Below are 17,881 nucleotides of genomic sequence, written 5' to 3'. Positions count from 1 at the left end.
GTTCAATTTTTTCTTCCTGTAACACTTATTTTCTGTGGTTATTTAGTAGGTGTTGCTTGTTCGGAATTGTTCGGCAGAACGTTTTGCGATTTCCCAGCGTACGGCTCGTAGTGCCGTGGAGGCCATGACTTGTACCCCGTACCCGATAGCTCTTTCGTCGGGATTGTAGTCTCCTCGATGCAGGTCGTAGGTGACTCCTCCGGGGGTTCTTGTTCCTAGTCGTATCATGGTTCCGGGAACTTTTTGAAGCATCCATGCGAAGTCTTCTCCGCCCATAGATTGTTCGACGAGAACAACGGAGTCTTCGCCAAGTTCTGCTCGTGCCGCGTTTTCGACCATGGTTGTTTCGTCTTCGGTGTTTACAACTGGTGGTACTCCCTTGATATGTTCTAGCTCAACGGTGACCCCATAAGGTGCTGCAACTTGTTCGACCACTTCGTCGAGGATTTCTCCGGCTTGGTACCAGGCTTGGGCGTCGAGGCAACGCATCGTTCCGGCAAGGTAGCCTTCGGAGGGGATTGCGTTGGGTGCAACACCTGCTTGAATTTGCCCCCATGCGAGGAGTACACCTGAGCGCACGTCGATTCGTCGCGAGAGAACTGCGGGGACGTTGATAGCGATTTGGTTCATCGCATAGATGAGGTCTTCTGTGAGGTGTGGACGCGATGTGTGCCCGCCTCGTCCCGTGAGTCGTATTTTGATGGTATCTGAGGCTGAGGTGATGGGACCGATGCGGGTTCCAATTTTTCCGACATCCACTTTTGGTTCGCAGTGTAAAGCGAAGGCGCGTGGGACTCCTTCTAACGCATTTTGAGCGATAACTTCTACGGCTCCACCGGGGAGTTGTTCTTCAGCCGGTTGGAAGATGATGCGAATAGTGCGGGCGAGCGGGCTTTGTTGATGTATTTCCCAGAGTGTTAGCGCGACTCCGAGCATGACGGTTTGGTGAATATCGTGACCGCAGGCGTGCATAATGCCGGGGCGAGTGGAGCTGTAGTCTAAGCCGGTGTATTCGTTGATAGGTAACGCATCAATATCTGCCCGTAGTGCGGCAGCGATGGCGCCTTCTCCAATGTCTACGTAGCATCCGGTGTTTTTGTAACGCTGGGGACTCATACCGGCGACTTGTAGTCGGGCAACGATTCGCTCTGTGGTGTGGTGTTCTTTGAACGAGAGTTCTGGGTTTTGGTGAACGATTCTGCGGAATTGGCGCAGTTCTTCGGTGAGGTGTTTAATGCGTGTTCCGATGACGGGGCCAGATTCGTCGAGAAGTGCTAGTGCGGGTTTTTCTGCCATTTTTCTAATGTAGCGCGCTTTGGTGTTGTGGTGGGAGTTTTGTGAGGCTTCCCTTTGTTATCGCTACAGGATTCGTCAGTTAACGGTATCAACGTCAAAAATCAATATATACGCATGTAATTAAAGATACATTTTTAGTCTATTTTTTATATTTATTTTCGTAAAAATGGATATTTTTTACACGTGTTACACATTCATTAAATGCTTTTTCACTACTCGCACCGAGGATTCTCACAGAAACTTAATATTAATTTTCAATCACTATTTTCTATATTGAAAGTTTGTCCCCTAAAAAGAGACTGCTTTTTATTAAAAAATCCCTTAAGTCTTGCGTAATAAGCACGAAACAGGCTGAATATTCGGAAGGGATTCATTAGCGTTGAGGGTGTTATCGTTGTCCACCAAATAGGGTACTCATATTTAAGGGACAGTATATGAACCACTCAACAAAGCGTGGTGACAATAGATAACACGGCACCATAACTTCATATTTATTTCAATATATTATTGATTATTTTATATTTCCGCACCGCTAATGAGAGCATTCTAAGGAATACACCATGACTCAACACATTTCGCGACGAACCCTCGCAAAAGGTGCAGCGATTGCTGCACCCCTTGCCGTCGCCACCACTCCCGCTTGGGCAGCGCCTACCGTGCGTAGCTCAACCGGAGTGCCACAATACGCAGCAAGTTCAAATATTCTTGCAACATGCCAATTAGACGGCTCATGCGGGCCTTTCTATATTGACCAGAGAGATGCAGGCTCACATTCATCCATTAGAGAAGGAAACTTCCATTTCCTCATCCCCGTAGGGTCAACAATTCCACCCATGCGTTGGGAAGTTACTATCGTTCCAGTGCCGAACGATGACGATAAGACCATCACCAAAAAGCGTGATTTTAAGATTGAAGACCTTGCCGGAGACGGTGGAGGATCAGCAATTCCTACTGAATTTCCACGTACCAATGTCTCACCAGTTCAATACGATTCAAAGACTGGCGTAGAAACCATTACGTTTGATACTCCTGAGTTTGTTGATAAGCGTGGCGCAAAGCGCGGAACACTGAGCGTAGGTTTCAAAATTTTCACAGGCCTTACAGGACTCTTCCCTGGAAACAGACGCGCCGACAAGGTCATTGTTCGCGGATATCAAGGAGACACCTTAGTTGTAGACTACGACTCTATCGACCGTGCTTCTCCCGACAAGCGTCGCGGTGCTTCAAAATGGGATCCAAATCAGGACGGTCGAGTCTAAAACTTCTTCGATAATAGAACTTAATAACAGGTTATTGAAAGCAGACAACGAGAGGATACTAGGCCTCTCAACCCACCCCTGCCCAAAATGATATTAAAATCACAAAGCCACTCATAGTACGTTGCAAGACGCAGTGCCATGGGTGGCTTTTGTGCTTGAACCCAAATTTCCTTCAGTGTTAAACATCAGATTTTCTATCGCTTGACGTGCTCATACTTAACACAAAATCAGAACTTTCTACAAAAACCCACTTTCCAACGCTCTAGGCTGTGGGTTTTTAGGGGGCAGTATTCTTCTTAAAAGTTATATTTTTATCGGCCATTCGGGGGATATTTCCAGAATGAACCTCTTTATTTCTGAGGATTCGCTGATATTATTAGTCGGAAACCAGTTCTGTCCCCTAAATAGCTGAGTGCCCTGCTCATGCAGGTCTCAAAGAGTATGCACCCTAGTGCACATTCGTATTCTCTAGGTTAGAGGGCGTAACTGGTGACGTATCCCGATTATCCTCACTTAGCATCTTTTTGAGAAGGAAATATACTTATGACTCAAATTTCACGCCGTACCCTGGCTAAGGGTGCAGCATGGGCAGCTCCTGTTGTAGCTGCTTCTGCTGTTGTTCCCGCATACGCGTCTTCTACAGATAAACCTTATGGTGCTATCTGCGACCTTTTCTTTGGCACCGGTAACGTTAACGCGCAGCGAACCACTATTGGCCTCTCTGTCATCACACCAAACGGCATGATGAAAAAAGGCGATACTGTTAGCTGGGTATTCGACGCTACAAGCGCTCGTGTTCCTGGTCTTAATTACTCACAGAATGGTCGTTGGTCTCTCTCAGTAACTCCTCCAGAGCGTTCACGCACTACTGATGGTAAGTTCACTGTTACTCTTACTGCGAATACCGATATCTCCACTAGCGAAGTTAACTGTGTCGCAAAACTCCTTTGGGACAATGGTTCTTCCTCAAACTCATCTAACATTGACCCAGGTAGCCACATTAGCGTTGTTTCCTCCAACGGAACTGAAACCTACAACGTCGGCGTCACCATTCCTCTCCGTGATGGAAAAGTTAACAACAGCAAGTACAAGCCCGTTATTATCGACGGACCTTGCTACCCCACCGTTAAGTTCTCCTACACTGGTAACGCTACCCGTCTGGATCGCGACACCAAGGTTATCTTCAACGGTAAGGAATACCTACCTAACAGCAATGACGGTAACAACCAGCCAGTTCTTCGCGGTACTTGCGAAGGTTCTGAAGGTGTTGCAGGAACTCCCCGCTCCGCTGGTGACATCTCTACCGGTGGCTAAAACCTCCTAAAGGTTCTCTTCAAATAGAAGAACAACCATAAAGCAAAGCCCCTTTGACCTATCGGTGATAGGTCAAAGGGGCTTTGTGCTATCCACTCACACAACACCAACGCACATTTTCTGTATCACGACATAAAAATGTGGTGTCAGCTTCTACAGAAGCTAACACCACATCATCAAGAAAAGGGCACTTTTCTACAAGCTCTATACGAAAAAACAGAGCCGCCATTGTCTTAAAGAGAACGAGCTAGAATAGCCTGCTTCACCTCAGCAATAGCCTTCGTAATCTGAATACCGCGAGGACACGCATCAGTACAGTTAAACGTCGTACGACAACGCCACACGCCCTCTTTATCGTTGAGAATCTCAAGACGCATATCACCAGCATCATCACGAGAATCAAAAATAAAACGGTGAGCATTCACAATAGCTGACGGACCAAAATACTGGCCATCCGTCCAGAACACAGGGCAGGACGTCGTACACGCTGCACACAAGATGCACTTTGTTGTGTCGTCAAAACGTTCACGATCTTCAACAGACTGATAGCGTTCACGCTCTGGCTCATGCCCCTCATTCATCAAGAACGGCATAATCTCACGATACGACTGGAAGAACGGTTCCATGTCCACGATAAGGTCTTTTTCGCAAGGCAAACCTTTAATAGCCTCAATCGTAATCGGCTGAGAAATATCTAAATCCTTTAGCAAGGTTTTACACGCCAAACGATTTCTACCATTAATACGCATAGCATCAGAACCACAAATACCGTGAGCACATGAACGGCGGAACGATAACGAACCATCAATCTCCCACTTAATCTTGTGCAAGATATCAAGCACCCTATCGGTACCATACATTGTCACCTTGAATTCGTCCCAATGCGCTTGATCCGAAACTTCAGGATTATAACGACGAATTCTAACCGTCACATCATAGGTTTTAATACCTTGGGAGCCACCTTGCTCCGAGGCGATAGCAACCTTAGATTCTGGTTCGCGTGCTTCAAAATCAGACATTTTAGTACTTACGTTCCTTCGGCTCATAACGGGTAAAGACAACAGGCTTCGTACCAAAACGAAGACCGCGAATACCCTCAAACTCTGAGTTTTCGTCTCGATATACCATCGAATGTTTCATAAAGTTCACGTCATCACGATCCGGATAATCTTCACGGAAGTGACCGCCACGAGACTCCTGACGATGGAAAGCAGCAACAGACATCACCTTAGCGAGCTCAAGTAAGAATCCCAGTTCGACGGCCTCCAACAAATCAAGGTTGAAGCGCTTACCTTTGTCTTGAATAGAAATACGCTGATAACGTTCTTCTAATTCTGCAATCTTTGAAAGAGCGTTACGAATCGTATCGGCCGTGCGGAACACCTGCATATCGGCGTCCATCACATCTTGTAGTTCTTTACGGATGACACCAACTTTTTCGGTTCCCTCACCATCACGTAGAGACGTCAAAAGCTCTAAAGTGCGGTTTGCGGCATCCTCAGGGATAGGTAAGAACTCTGCAGAAGCAGCGTACTCTGCCGCTTTAATGCCGGCACGTTTACCAAAAACGTTAATATCAAGCAGAGAGTTCGTGCCCAAACGGTTAGAACCGTGCACAGATACGCACGCAACCTCGCCAGCGGCGTAAAGACCGGGGATAGTGTTCTCCGAATCTGCAAACACTTCTGTTTCGATGTTGGTGGGAATACCGCCCATTGCATAGTGTGCAGTGGGGAACACCGGAACAGGTTCGGTGTACGGTTCAACGCCTAGATAGGTGCGAGCGAACTCCGTGATGTCGGGAAGTTTCGCATCAATGTGGGCTGGTTCGAGGTGGGTCAAGTCTAGAAGAACATAATCCTTGTTCGGTCCACAACCGCGACCTTCACGCACCTCGTTTGCCATAGAACGCGCCACAATATCACGTGGGGCAAGGTCTTTGATGGTCGGGGCGTAGCGCTCCATGAAACGCTCACCGTCAGAGTTACGAAGAATACCGCCCTCACCTCGAGCAGCTTCCGATACGAGAATGCCTAGTCCGGCAAGACCCGTTGGGTGGAATTGCACAAACTCCATGTCTTCTAGCGGAATACCGTTACGTAGAGCAATCGCCATGCCGTCACCGGTGAGAGTATGCGCATTCGATGTCGTTTTAAAGATTTTTCCACAACCACCCGAAGCAAAAATAATGGATTTTGCTTGGAATACGTGCACATCGCCAGAAGCAAGGTCGTAACTAACCACGCCGGCGGGGCGACGCTGCCCGTTCTCGTCTTCAACCATGATGAGGTCAAGGACGTAGTATTCGTTATAGAACTCCACATTATGTTTTACGCAGTTCTGGTAGAGCGTCTGAAGAATCATGTGTCCGGTACGGTCTGCAGCGTAGCATGCTCGACGCACCGGTGCTTTACCGTGGTCGCGAGTGTGTCCGCCGAAACGACGTTGGTCAATACGTCCAGCGGGGGTACGGTTGAAGGGCAAACCCATTTTCTCTAGATCAAGAACAGCGTCAATTGCTTCTTTAGCCATGACTTCGGCGGCGTCTTGATCGACGAGGTAGTCGCCACCTTTGATGGTGTCAAAGGTGTGCCATTCCCAGTTGTCTTCTTCGACGTTGGCGAGGGCCGCGCACATGCCACCTTGAGCGGCTCCTGTATGGGAACGGGTTGGGTACAATTTGGTCAAAACGGCGGTTCGAGCGCGAGTGCCGGCTTCAATGGCGGCACGCATGCCAGCTCCACCAGCACCGATAATAACGACATCGTACTTATGTACCTGCATGTGAAAATGCTCTTTTCTAAAATCTAGTAGTAGGTTCAGCTATTTATGGGGCGGTACAGAAAGAAGGTAATAGTTCTGGTGCCGCACCAGTTGGGCATGGGTCAAACGTGAAGATTACGAGAGTTCCAATCAGAAGAACAAAAGCACCAGAACAGAACAACGCTAGTTTTAGGGTCAGGCGGGTGCTGTCTTTTTCTGCATAGTCCATGATGATGGTTCTAATACCGTTCATGCCGTGCAACATTGCAAGCCATAACAGGAGTAGATCCCATACTTGCCAGAAAGGTTGAGCTAATTTGCCACCAACGAAACCAAAGTCAATACGGTGAACGCCTTCACCCATCATGAGGTTGACGAAGAGGTGTCCAAAGATAAGGACAACGAGAATAACACCTGAGATGCGCATGAAAAGCCATGCGAACATTTCAAAGTTATTGCGTTTTGAGCTAGAGCGGTTGTATTTGACTCCGTTAACGGTGTTGTCTTTGCTTCTCGGAGCAGAAATTTTGATTTTCTGTGGTGAAACAGCCATGATGCGTTAGCCTCCGAAAGTGTTAATCATGTGGCGGATGAGGAAAGGAACCATAACAACGCCCCAGAGAAGGAGGACTCCCCAAAGCATTGTTTTATGGTTTTTTGCGCCATCTTTCCAAAAGTCAATCAGGATAATGCGAATACCGTTAAAGGCGTGGTAGACGATAGCTCCCACAAGTCCTGCTTCGCTTAGCCCCATGATGGGATTTTTATAAAGCTCCATCACGGAGTTATAGGATTCGGGGGAAACTCGAATAAGAGCGGTATCTAAGACGTGGATAAGAAGAAAAAAGAAAATAGCGATACCGGTGATGCGGTGAGCTACCCAAGACCACATGCCTTCACGGCCGCGGTACAAGGTTCCTCGTGAATTATTCGGCACTGAATAACCTCCTGCAAGCTGTTCGTGGCTGACCTTGTTTTGGCTCATCAAACAAGCGATGTCTACCATCGAATAGCTAATTAATGTGTGTTCATCTAGTCACACACAGTACCAGTTCACTTACGGTTTTATTGACAGTTAGTTGATAAAAAACCGGCTTATTTTAGCGTAATTAGCACAAATTTTTATGTCGATATTCAACTTTTCCGCGAGAACAAGGGAAATCCTCATCACATTGGGCTTAAAAAGTGACCAGCAATAGTTAGACATCTCAAAAAATTTTCAGAATTATGACGTAAAAATTCGCTATTCTTAGAGGTGATGAGAACACCACTAGATAAGTTTTACCCGCTCATTCCGGCCGGTGGGGTAGGGTCCCGCCTATGGCCATTATCGCGGGCACACGCACCTAAGTTTTTACTAGACCTTACCGGTAACGGATCTTCACTGCTACGCCAAACCTACGACAGGCTCAGCGGACTCACCCAAAGCTCAGTGATGATTGTGACCGGAGAATCGCACGCTCAAGCAGTACGCGAACAAGTTCGTGAACTCAACGACACCGACTTCGTCCTTGAACCCTCCCCCAAAGACTCGGCAGCAGCTATCGGATTAGCTTGCGCTATCCTCTACAAAAGAGATCGAGAAGCTATTGTTGGCTCTTTCGCTGCTGACCACGTCATCACACCGGTTGAGGAATTCCAAAAAGTGGTCAAAGAAGCGGTAGAAACTGCAGCTACCGGAAAAATCGTGACCATTGGTATCACCCCTACCGAACCATCCACAGCTTTTGGATATATCAAAGCAAAGTCTTCGCTCGGTATCGATAATGCCCCCTCAGCTCTAGCCGTAGAGTCGTTTGTCGAAAAACCTGACGCAGCAACAGCAGCAGACTATGTGAACTCCGGAGAATACACCTGGAATGCAGGAATGTTTGTCGCACCAGCAGAACTGATGCTCAAACACCTCAAAGAAAACGAACCAGAACTCTACGCCGGAATTAACGCTATCGCAGAAGATTGGGACACCCCACAACAGCACCAAACTCTTCAAAAACTATGGGATACTCTCCCCAAAACGGCCATCGACTACGCTGTTGCAGAACCAGCAGCAGCCGCAGGAGATGTCGCCATGGTGCCAGGCTCCTTTATGTGGGACGACGTGGGAGACTTCGACGCAGTCACCCGCCTGAACCAAGAGAAAACAGGTGAAAAGCTCACCGTATTAGGCGAAAAGAGCAATGTTCTCAACCAAGATTCCTCGGGGCTTATTGTCACCCATGCGGAACGCAAAATTGCTGTTATCGGTATTGAAAACCTCGTCGTGGTTGACACTCCCGATGCCTTACTCATTACGACACGAGATAAAGCTCAAGCAGTGAAAAACACTGTTGCAGATATTAAGGAGCTCAACCTCAACGAGCTGCTCTAAAAAAGAAACTCAACAGAGTAAAGCCTGTCTTATCGCAACAACGATAAGACAGGCTTTACTGTATCCGCCAGACCTACCAGCTAGAACCTAATCATGACTCGTATCTAGCGGAACCGTCCTAAGACAACGCCAAGTCCCTTGAACATGCTCACAGATTTGAAGATGATCTACGACAAAACGTTCAGCGGTAGAAGGTAATGACGCAAAATATTGCAAAGAATCCGTTAGCGCTCTCTGCCCCAAACGATTCGATACGCTCAGATGCGGAACATACGTAAAAGGAGAGCTAGACTCCCCTACCGCATCAATACACCGCTGACGTAAAGCCATCAAGTCTGTCGCGCCCTCTAGAACGGGCAGATAACTCACCTCAGATAACGGCATGAAGCTCTCAATAGACCCCATAGACACGCTAAAAGAGTATTGCCCATATAAGGCCTTCACCAAGGATGAGAGCACCATATCTTTCGTCGAAGGAGTAGGCTCATATAAAAAAATTGTTAGATGACTCGTCTGCACAGATTCAGCCACACCATGAGCACCCTGCCAGCACCGGACAAGACGAGATAACTCGCCTTGTACCGGCGCAATAACGCTCAAATGCCGGTCAAGCTCTAAAGCTCGCACAGCAGAAGACGATAAAGACATCAAAGGGCTCTTCAGCTAAAGCGTCGTCGCACCCATGAAGCCCACACGCTCGTAGACATTCTGCAACGTCACAGACGCAATTTCGCGAGCGCGTTGCGCACCGACAGCCAAGAGTTTATCGAGTTCGGCTGGGTCGTCGAGCAGTTCCAGAGAACGTTCACGAATGGGCGCTAGGGTTTGTACGAGAATTTCAGCGAGGTCGACTTTGAGGTGCCCGTACATTTTGCCGTCGTATTCTTCGACGATGTTTTCGATAGGGCGTCCGGTGATTGCTGAATAGATGGCAAGGAGGTTTGATACGCCCGGTTTGTCGGCTCGGTCGAAGGCGATGGTTGATCCGTCGTCAGTTACCGCAGACTTAATTTTTTTGGCGGTTTTCTTCGGGTCGTCGAGCAACCAGATAATGCCTTTATCGTTTTGGGCAGATTTGCTCATCTTGGAGATGGGGTCTTGCAGGTCATAGATTTTTGCGCTTTCGCGGAACTCTAATGGTTCTGGCAGGAGAAAGGTGGTGCCAAAGCGAGAGTTAAAGCGTTGTGCGATAGTGCGCGTAAGTTCTAGGTGCTGACGTTGGTCTTCGCCTACTGGGACACGGTCTGCTTGGTAAAGCAGGATGTCTGCTGCCATGAGCATGGGGTAGGTGAAGAGTCCGACGGTGGTGTTCTCGGAGCCTTGTTTGCTGGATTTGTCTTTGAATTGGGTCATGCGGGCGGCTTCACCGTAGCCGGTAATACAGTTGAGTACCCATGCGAGTTGTGCATGTTCAGGTACGTGAGATTGCACGAAAAGAGGTGTTTTTTGTGGGTCAATTCCGGCAGCAATATATTGTGCGGCAATGGTTCGGGTACGTTCACGAAGAACGTTTGGGTCTTGGCGTACGGTGATGGCGTGCATGTCGGGGATGAAGAAGAGACATTCGTTGTCTTCTTGCATTTGCACCCAGTTTTCTACTGCGCCGAGGTAGTTTCCTAGGTGTAAAGAGTCGGATGATGGTTGGGCGCCGGAGAAAGCGCGTGGTTTTCCTTTGGACGCGTTGGGGATGAGTGCGCGGTCTATGGTGTTGGTGGTTTCTTCTGCCACGGTGTGTCCTTCAATGGGTTGGCGTGTTGTGACGGGGTCTTGACCATGAGGGTATCAAAGTCCTCGAAGGTGTTAAGATTTTTGACTCGTGTGCTACGCGAATTGGTAGTCGACGACTAGAGGTGCGTGGTCGCTAAAACGCTGGTCGTAGGATGCGGCACGGTCAACAACTGAGCTGATGGCGCGTTGTGCCATGGCGGGTGTTGCCATCTGGTAGTCGATACGCCATCCTGCGTTGTTGTCGAAGGCTTGTCCACGGTAGGACCACCAGGTGTATGGGCCGTCGACGTCTCCAGCAAGCGAACGTGCAACGTCGACGTATCCGCTTTGTCCAAAGAATTTGTCGAAGTAGGCGCGTTCTTCGGGGAGGAATCCTGCTCGTTTTTGGTTTGCTTTCCAGTTTTTGAGGTCTCGTTCTGTGTGGCAGACGTTGAGGTCTCCCACAACGACAACGTTTTCGCTGTGTTGAGCGAGTTCGGGAAGACGCACAAGCATACGTTCGAGGAAACGGTATTTGTCGTCTTGTTTGGGGGTGTCTACTTCTCCGGAGTGTACGTAGGCGGAGACAACGGTAAGTTGTTCTCCGTTGGGAAGAGTGTAGTCTGCTTCGACCCAGCGTCCGGAGTGTTCAAAGTATTCTTCGCCGATGTGTGATCGGGTATTGATTGGTTCTGCGGCGGGAAGGATGGAGTTCTTGTGTGGGGTGCGTGCTGTGGCGATGAGGACTCCGGCGCGTCCTTTGTCGGCAGCTTCTGAGTGGAGGATATGCCAGTTTTCTTCGTTAAGTAGTTCTCGTACGATTTTGTCGGGGGCACGTACTTCTTGTAGGCAGAGGATGTCGACGTCACGTTCGTTGAGCCAGCTTTCCATGTCTTTACGGTATGCGGCGCGGATGCCGTTCACATTGACGCTGGCAATACGTAGGGTTTTAGGTGTTCTTGTCATGGGGTGATTAGTCTCTTTCTGCGTTGTTCTGCCCTTGGGCTTCTTTAATCATGCTCATGCCGTTAGAAGCTGTGGTGTTGATGGTGTCTAGTGCTCGTTCAATCATGGCAGGTGCATCTTGATTATCTGAGTGGAGGTGTTCTGCAATGACTTTTGATTGTACGAGAACGATTTGGAAGCTGTGAGATAGTTTGTCGTCGAGCATGGCGTCTTCTTCTGCTCGACGTGCTTGGAGGAAGAGTTCTTGATTTTTTTGGGTGGTGCGGGCTTGTTGTGTCACGATGATGGCGAGGTATCCGGCAACCCCTAGCCATGCCAGCAGAATACCTGCGACAATCCATCCGAGCACAGATTCTTCGTGCGAGGCTTGGTAGATGGCGAGAATACAGAGGACGAGGAGGATACCTCCCCCAATACTTGCCCCGATGAGAGCTTTTGAAAGTGTTTGGGTACGTGTTGTTGTGTCTGAACCGGAAGATTGCATACTTATCATTATGCCAGTGTGATAACCTCCAAGCACGATAGTGGGGAGCTTGGCTTTCCTCATAGTTTTTATGGTGGTTAAAACGGTTGAGGAGTGTATGCCGTTTATTGTGTGCGGTTATTGCCTGATACGTTATTGTCTGGTTGAGGAAGAAAAAACTCAAGAATTGTACTTTAACCAGATAGTATGAAGCTATGACTAGCGAAGACTCAATGACGATGGCCGCGACAGCACAGACTTCTGCATCTTTCGAGTTGCCCCCAAATAATCCACCAAAATATCTTCGTTTAGCGCATTATTTGTGTACAACATATATTGATCAGGGCACGCCCCATACTCTTTTGCCGACAGAAAGAGAGCTTCAGGAGCGTTTTAGTATTAGTCGAGATACGGTTCGGCGTGCTATTGCGACGTTGCAACGTCGAGGGTTGGTGTATAACATTCAGGGGTCTGGCACATATGTTGCAGACCGCTATTTACATGCGAAGGAACCGCGCCTGATTTCGTACACCGAAGATATGGATATTCGTGGGCAGAAGCCTGATACCTCGACGTTGAGATGTCACCCGATGGGTGCAGACGCTCAGACAGCAAAGAATCTTGAGATTCCAATAGGAACAACGGTGATTGAGATTGTAAAGATTCGTCGGGCTGATACTGAACCGATGTGCTATGAAAAAGCTCATTTTCTTCAGGAAGTTTTCACTCATATGGAGCCTGAAACACATGGTTCTTTGGACGAACAACTCTCGCGTAGTGGTTATCGTATTGAAAAGGCCACGCATCGTGTCAGTGCCACACTTGTGGCAGGAGAAGAAGCTCAAGCCCTTGACATCCCTTCTGGTTCTGCGGCGTTGAGGGTGGAGAAGATTGGTTATACCGATCGCGGTATTGCGGTAGAGAGCACGGTGTGTTTGTACCGTGCTGATAGGTATGACTATGAGTTTAGGCTTTCACGTTCTGGTAGATAGGTACGACCTTTGAGGGTGTTGTGACCTTGGGCTAGTTTAACGTTGATGGCGGTTGCCTCATCTATTAAGTATCCAGATGAGGCAACCGCCATCTTTTTCTTGTATGAGCTCGTTATAGAGATGGTGAGGGGCTAGGACACCGTTCTTTCTGCGGTATCGACAACGTTCACGAGGAGCATGGCGCGGGTCATGGGACCAACACCGCCGGGGTTTGGGGAGACCCAGCTAGCTTTAGCTCCAGCTTCTGGGCTGATATCTCCGCTAAGACGGTATTTTTCGGTGTCTTCGTCGAAGATGCGAGAGACTCCTACGTCAAAGACTACGGCGCCAGGGCGCACTTGATGTTCTTTGATGATGTGGGAGACTCCAACCGCGGCGATAATAATATCTGCGCTATGGAGAATTTCGTCAAGGTTTTGTGTTCCGGTATGAACGAGAGTTACCGTGGCGTTGATTTCACGGCGAGTGAGTAAGAGTCCAAGCGGACGCCCCACAGTAATTCCTCTACCGAGTACGACGACGTGTTTACCTGCCCATTCGATGCCGTGACGGCGACCTAACTCAACAATGCCGTGTGGGGTGCATGGTAGTGGGGAGTTAAGGGGCTCGTTGACGTTGAGGACGAGCTTGCCAAGGTTTGTGGGGTGCAAGCCATCGGCGTCTTTTTCGGGAGCAATTTTTTCAAGGATACGGTTGGTATCTAGGTGCTCAGGCAGAGGTAGTTGAACAATGTATCCAGTACATTCTGGGTTGTTGTTGAGTTCGTCTAGAACTGCTTCTAGCTCTTCTTGAGTGGTTTCAGCGGGGAGGTCACGTCGTATGGAAGCGATACCAACTTCTTGGCAGTCTTTGTGCTTACCTCCAACATAGGAGCGAGATGCGGGGTCGTCTCCAACCAGCACTGTTCCTAAACCGGGGGTGATGCCTTGTTTTTTGAGGGCCTCTACTCGCTGTGCTAGTTCTTTTTTGATGGCTTGTGCGGTTGCTTTTCCGTCAAGTATTTGTGTCATTACCACTCCTGAATACCGCCGTAGAGGGGGAATTTTTCACACAGTGCGGTGACTCTCTGTTGCAGGGCTTTAACGTCTGCACCAGGTTTGAGGGTTTCAGCGATGATGTCAGCAACTTCAGCAAAGGCGTTTTCGTCGAAGCCTCGGGTTGCGAGGGCTGGGGTGCCGATACGTAGCCCAGAGGTAACCATGGGTGGGCGAGGATCGTTGGGCACGGCGTTACGGTTGACGGTGATTCCGACTTCATGGAGGAGGTCTTCTGCTTCTTTGCCGTTGAGTGCTGAGTTGACGAGGCTGACGAGCACAAGGTGAACGTCTGTTCCTCCAGAGATGAGGCAGACTCCAGCTTCTGCAACGTCGGGTTGGCTCAAGCGTTCAGCAAGGATTTTGGCTCCTGCGAGAGTGCGTTTTTGACGGTCTTTGAATTCTTCACTTGCAGCAATTTTGAAGGCTGTTGCTTTGGCAGCGATGACATGCATGAGAGGGCCGCCTTGTTGCCCGGGGAATACGGCGGAATCAATTTTTTTCTTGAGTTCTTCCGTGCAGAGGATAAATCCGGAGCGGGGTCCGCCAATGGTTTTGTGAACGGTCGACGATACCACGTGTGCGTAGGGTACGGGATTGGGGTGAACTCCTGCAGCGACGAGACCAGCAAAGTGTGCCATGTCGACCCAGAGGTATGCTCCTACTTCATCCGCAATTTCTCGGAAGGTGGCAAAGTCCAGGTGACGGGTGTATGCGGACCATCCAGCAATAATGACTTGTGGTTTTTCGGTGTGTGCTAGTTCGCGTACTTGGCCCATGTCGACGCGTCCGGTTTCTTCGTCAACACCGTAGGCGACGACGTCGTAGAGTTTTCCGGAGACGTTGAGTTTCATTCCGTGGGTGAGGTGTCCTCCGTGTGCGAGGGAAAGACCCATAATTTTGTCGCCAGGGTTGAGTAGTGCGTGCATGACGGCGTTGTTTGCTTGGGCGCCAGCATGTGGTTGGACGTTAGCGTGTTCTGCTCCGAAGAGTTTTTTAGCTCGTTCGATGGCAAGGGTTTCGACGATGTCAACGTATTCACAACCGCCGTAGTATCGACGGGATGGGTATCCTTCAGCGTATTTATTGGTTAGTACGGAACCTTGAGCTTCGAGAACTGCACGTGGCGCAAAGTTCTCTGAGGCAATCATTTCGAGGGTATTTTGTTGGCGTTGCTGTTCTTGGGCGATAGCTTCAGCAACTTCTGGGTCTACTTGGGATAGTGGGAGGTTAGTAACCTGTTCGGTTTGGGACATGAGGTATTCCTTCCAAGAGGGAAGCTCGGTACAGGGCGTAAGTAGTTTTGTTCGTAGGTAGTTTCCCTGTTCGAATATTGACTACTCATCTAGTGTATTAGTGTTACCCACGCTACGTACATGTGTTACTTCAGCTAAGTTGTTGTTCATCGTAATATTTTTGATATTTCTATCACAACACTTCATGGTGCTACATGACTCTTGACCTAGCTCAATAGTAGACAGCGCGTATATTTTTCGACAGTTTCTACAGTTTTACTAACTTTATTTTAATAATCACTCAAGTTTTGAGTTTTTCGTTTTTAACTCACAAGAAGGATTTATCCACATTATAAGAAGGTGTCTCATGTAGGTCTGAGAATTTCGAGAACCTTAATTTTTAACAGCTCACTTATAATTTTATTGTTTCATCTAGTCAGGGCAATGTGGTCAGTTTCAGTAAAAACTTTTATTGATAAAAATATGTTTAAACAAGAAATAATCATCTCAAAAATTGCACTAATTATATCCATTTTTAAACAACTTCGTGGTATAAAAATTAACCGTACTTTATATGCTAAAGTATTAGGCTTGTAAGGATACATACTTTATTTATGCGCTCACGCATCTTCATACCAGTAAACAAACTCACCTACGGAGACAGAGCGGAAGGGTACAAATGGGGAACGCTCAATCTCGACGCGAAGCACGAGAAGCACAACGCAGAAAAAACATGCGCAAATGGACCGCAGTCGGAGGCGCAACAGCCATCCTACTAAGCGGCGGAATGCTCGCATATTACCTCAAAGGTAACAACACAGAAGACAAGGTAGTTAACGCACAATCCGTACCTACCTCCTGCGCAACTACTCAACGCGTCACCATTGAAACCACACCCATTATGGCGCAGGTCCTCCACAAAATCCCCGTCAATCCAGAAGACTGCATCGTCTTATCTGTTAGCCACGACACTTCCGTCGCTGACGTTGCAAGTCAAATTATTGCAGGAAAATCTGCACCAAACCTCTGGTTACCTGCATCATCGACACAAGCACAACTTGCCCTCGCAGGAAAAAGCGAGCTAGTGACTAAAGCCGAATCCCTCGCAAAAACCCCTAGCGTCATTGTCACCAAATCTTCAGATAAATACCCATCGTGGAACGAAGCGCTCAGCGATGTAACCGCCGTACACGTAGGCGATCCCAGCGTAGAACCTAGCTCGTTTATGGCCATCATCAACGCTACAGAAGAAAGCGCTAACGGTAAAACAAGCAAACAGTCATTGGCAAGCAACCTCGGCTCACGCGCACAAACTATCGGAGTTGAAGCAGCAGCAGAAAACGCTCAAGAACTCCTCTCAGGTGTAGAACATGACACCTACCGTTCAGCTATCGTCGGAGAAAATGACTACGTCTCGTACCTTAAAGAACACTCTGATTCCAAGCTCACCGCGTATGTTCCAGCAACTGGCAGTGGCGAATTAGACTATCCGCTCTATCAGCCAGCGTCTAGCGGTACAGAAGCCAATAAAACCATCGCACAAGCAGCCGATAAAATCACCAACTTCATCTCCTCTGAAGACGGCAAAAAGGCTCTCGCCGAAACAGGTCTACGCAATGCACAAGGCGAACCACTCGAAAAAGATTCCATCGGAAAGTTCACCAACCTGACCGGAGCAAAACCAGAAGTTCTCGCAGAAGCCTGGTCTACATACTCCCTTCAAGCAGCACCGTTGAACGCTCTCGTTGCGGTTGACGTCTCTGGCTCCATGGGATACAAAATTGAAGGCACCGACCAAACCCGTATGGACATTGCCGTCAACTCCATCCTTGCCGGATACAAACTCTTCCCCGCACGAGATTCCATGGGATTGTGGAGTTTCTCTAGCAACATGAGCCAAGACGCCCAAGGAAATACCGTCGATTACAAGAGCCTTGCTCCTATCCGCCACATGAGTGACGAAACCGACGGCCGTTCACAACGCAACCTTCTCCTTGAAGCAGGTTCTTCTCTCAAGCCTATCCCAGATAACTACACTGGACTCAACGACACCATTCTTGCGGCATTCCAGAATGTTAAAAAGGAATATAAAGTCGGCGCAGCAAACACCGTCATCATCATGACCGACGGTGAAAACCACGATGATAATTCCATCAGCACCGAAGACCTTATTAAGACCATCCAGTCTCAACAAGATCCAGAAGCTCCGATTTATATCATCCTTATCGGCATTTCAGCTGATGCAGATATGCAAGCGCTCCAAGAAATTGCGTCCCAAACCGGTGGACAGGCATTCCCCGCAAACTCTGCAGAAGATATCCAACTTATCTTCGCAGAAGCGTTCTCCTTCTCTAGCCAAGAGAAACAGGCACTAGCACATGCTGGAGCCGAAGAAGCGCAAGCACACCACCAAGAGACAGCAACCGAAAACCAATAAATACTAGGTTTTCCAAACTCAACTAAGAGGGGTGTGGGTCTGAAAAT

Annotated in this window: 16 protein-coding genes; 5 read left to right on the top strand and 11 right to left on the bottom strand. The window is 48.5% G+C overall.

Annotated elements, in window-relative coordinates; all coding sequences use genetic code 11:
* Positions 1-42 precede the first annotated feature (42 nt).
* On the bottom strand, positions 43-1,296 hold the full coding sequence (locus tag ACN08W_RS06710) for an amidohydrolase (RefSeq protein WP_419109095.1): 1,254 nt from the start codon (positions 1,294-1,296) through the stop codon (positions 43-45).
* 560 nt (positions 1,297-1,856) lie between these two features.
* Between ACN08W_RS06710 and ACN08W_RS06705 the strand changes: the two genes are divergently transcribed.
* Both ACN08W_RS06705 and ACN08W_RS06700 read left to right on the top strand, forming a co-directional pair.
* Complete coding sequence (locus ACN08W_RS06705; protein WP_419107217.1) at positions 1,857-2,555, top strand: hypothetical protein; 699 nt, start codon at positions 1,857-1,859, stop codon at positions 2,553-2,555.
* Between the two features lie 543 nt (positions 2,556-3,098).
* On the top strand, positions 3,099-3,869 hold the full coding sequence (locus ACN08W_RS06700) for a hypothetical protein (protein ID WP_419109094.1): 771 nt from the start codon (positions 3,099-3,101) through the stop codon (positions 3,867-3,869).
* Positions 3,870-4,102: 233 nt separating this feature from the next.
* On the opposite strand, the gene ACN08W_RS06695 is transcribed toward ACN08W_RS06700, so the two are convergent.
* From ACN08W_RS06695 to sdhC, 4 genes are read right to left on the bottom strand one after another with little or no spacing between them, the layout of a single operon-like run.
* Entirely contained in the window at positions 4,103-4,888 is a 786-nt protein-coding gene (locus ACN08W_RS06695) for a succinate dehydrogenase iron-sulfur subunit (RefSeq protein WP_419102013.1), read from the bottom strand.
* A 1-nt stretch (position 4,889) separates the two neighbouring features.
* Positions 4,890-6,653 carry a succinate dehydrogenase flavoprotein subunit gene (gene sdhA, locus ACN08W_RS06690; protein ID WP_419109093.1) on the bottom strand — a complete coding sequence of 588 codons (1,764 nt, stop codon included), beginning with the start codon at positions 6,651-6,653 and terminating at the stop codon, positions 4,890-4,892.
* 43 nt (positions 6,654-6,696) lie between these two features.
* Complete coding sequence (locus ACN08W_RS06685; protein WP_419102011.1) at positions 6,697-7,185, bottom strand: succinate dehydrogenase hydrophobic membrane anchor subunit; 489 nt, start codon at positions 7,183-7,185, stop codon at positions 6,697-6,699.
* 6 nt (positions 7,186-7,191) lie between these two features.
* Positions 7,192-7,617, bottom strand: a complete 426-nt coding sequence (gene sdhC, locus ACN08W_RS06680) for a succinate dehydrogenase, cytochrome b556 subunit (RefSeq protein ID WP_419109092.1) — start codon at positions 7,615-7,617, stop codon at positions 7,192-7,194.
* Between the two features lie 273 nt (positions 7,618-7,890).
* Here sdhC and ACN08W_RS06675 point away from each other — a divergent pair, with 273 nt between their 5' ends.
* Positions 7,891-9,000: a mannose-1-phosphate guanylyltransferase gene (locus ACN08W_RS06675; RefSeq protein WP_419109091.1), complete on the top strand. Its 1,110-nt coding sequence runs from the start codon at positions 7,891-7,893 to the stop codon at positions 8,998-9,000.
* A gap of 87 nt (positions 9,001-9,087) precedes the next feature.
* Here ACN08W_RS06675 and ACN08W_RS06670 read toward each other — a convergent pair whose 3' ends face one another.
* From ACN08W_RS06670 to ACN08W_RS06655, 4 genes are all read right to left on the bottom strand, one after another.
* Positions 9,088-9,648 carry a 2'-5' RNA ligase family protein gene (locus ACN08W_RS06670; protein WP_419109090.1) on the bottom strand — a complete coding sequence of 187 codons (561 nt, stop codon included), beginning with the start codon at positions 9,646-9,648 and terminating at the stop codon, positions 9,088-9,090.
* 15 nt (positions 9,649-9,663) lie between these two features.
* Positions 9,664-10,728, bottom strand: a complete 1,065-nt coding sequence (gene trpS / locus ACN08W_RS06665; protein WP_419109089.1) for a tryptophan--tRNA ligase — start codon at positions 10,726-10,728, stop codon at positions 9,664-9,666.
* 93 nt (positions 10,729-10,821) lie between these two features.
* Positions 10,822-11,673: an exodeoxyribonuclease III gene (locus ACN08W_RS06660; RefSeq protein WP_419107222.1), complete on the bottom strand. Its 852-nt coding sequence runs from the start codon at positions 11,671-11,673 to the stop codon at positions 10,822-10,824.
* A gap of 7 nt (positions 11,674-11,680) precedes the next feature.
* Positions 11,681-12,157, bottom strand: coding sequence for a hypothetical protein (locus ACN08W_RS06655; RefSeq protein WP_419103401.1), 477 nt, complete (start codon positions 12,155-12,157; stop codon positions 11,681-11,683).
* Between the two features lie 194 nt (positions 12,158-12,351).
* Here ACN08W_RS06655 and ACN08W_RS06650 point away from each other — a divergent pair, with 194 nt between their 5' ends.
* Positions 12,352-13,128 carry a GntR family transcriptional regulator gene (locus ACN08W_RS06650; RefSeq protein WP_419103402.1) on the top strand — a complete coding sequence of 259 codons (777 nt, stop codon included), beginning with the start codon at positions 12,352-12,354 and terminating at the stop codon, positions 13,126-13,128.
* Positions 13,129-13,259: 131 nt separating this feature from the next.
* Here the strand turns inward: ACN08W_RS06650 and ACN08W_RS06645 are convergent, their stop codons facing one another.
* Together ACN08W_RS06645 and glyA are read right to left on the bottom strand one after the other, a co-directional pair.
* A complete protein-coding gene (locus ACN08W_RS06645) occupies positions 13,260-14,138 on the bottom strand; it encodes a bifunctional methylenetetrahydrofolate dehydrogenase/methenyltetrahydrofolate cyclohydrolase (RefSeq protein WP_419103403.1) in 879 nt (292 codons plus the stop codon).
* Positions 14,138-15,418, bottom strand: a complete 1,281-nt coding sequence (gene glyA / locus ACN08W_RS06640) for a serine hydroxymethyltransferase (protein ID WP_419109088.1) — start codon at positions 15,416-15,418, stop codon at positions 14,138-14,140. Before glyA ends, ACN08W_RS06645 begins: the two co-directional genes overlap by 1 nt.
* A gap of 658 nt (positions 15,419-16,076) precedes the next feature.
* Here glyA and ACN08W_RS06635 point away from each other — a divergent pair.
* Entirely contained in the window at positions 16,077-17,834 is a 1,758-nt protein-coding gene (locus tag ACN08W_RS06635; RefSeq protein WP_419103405.1) for a VWA domain-containing protein, read from the top strand.
* Positions 17,835-17,881 lie beyond the last annotated feature (47 nt).

The organism is Rothia sp. CCM 9419 (assembly GCF_048512815.1).
Taxonomy (GTDB): Bacteria; Actinomycetota; Actinomycetes; order Actinomycetales; family Micrococcaceae; genus Rothia.
This window is presented reverse-complemented; position numbering and strand designations above follow the sequence as displayed.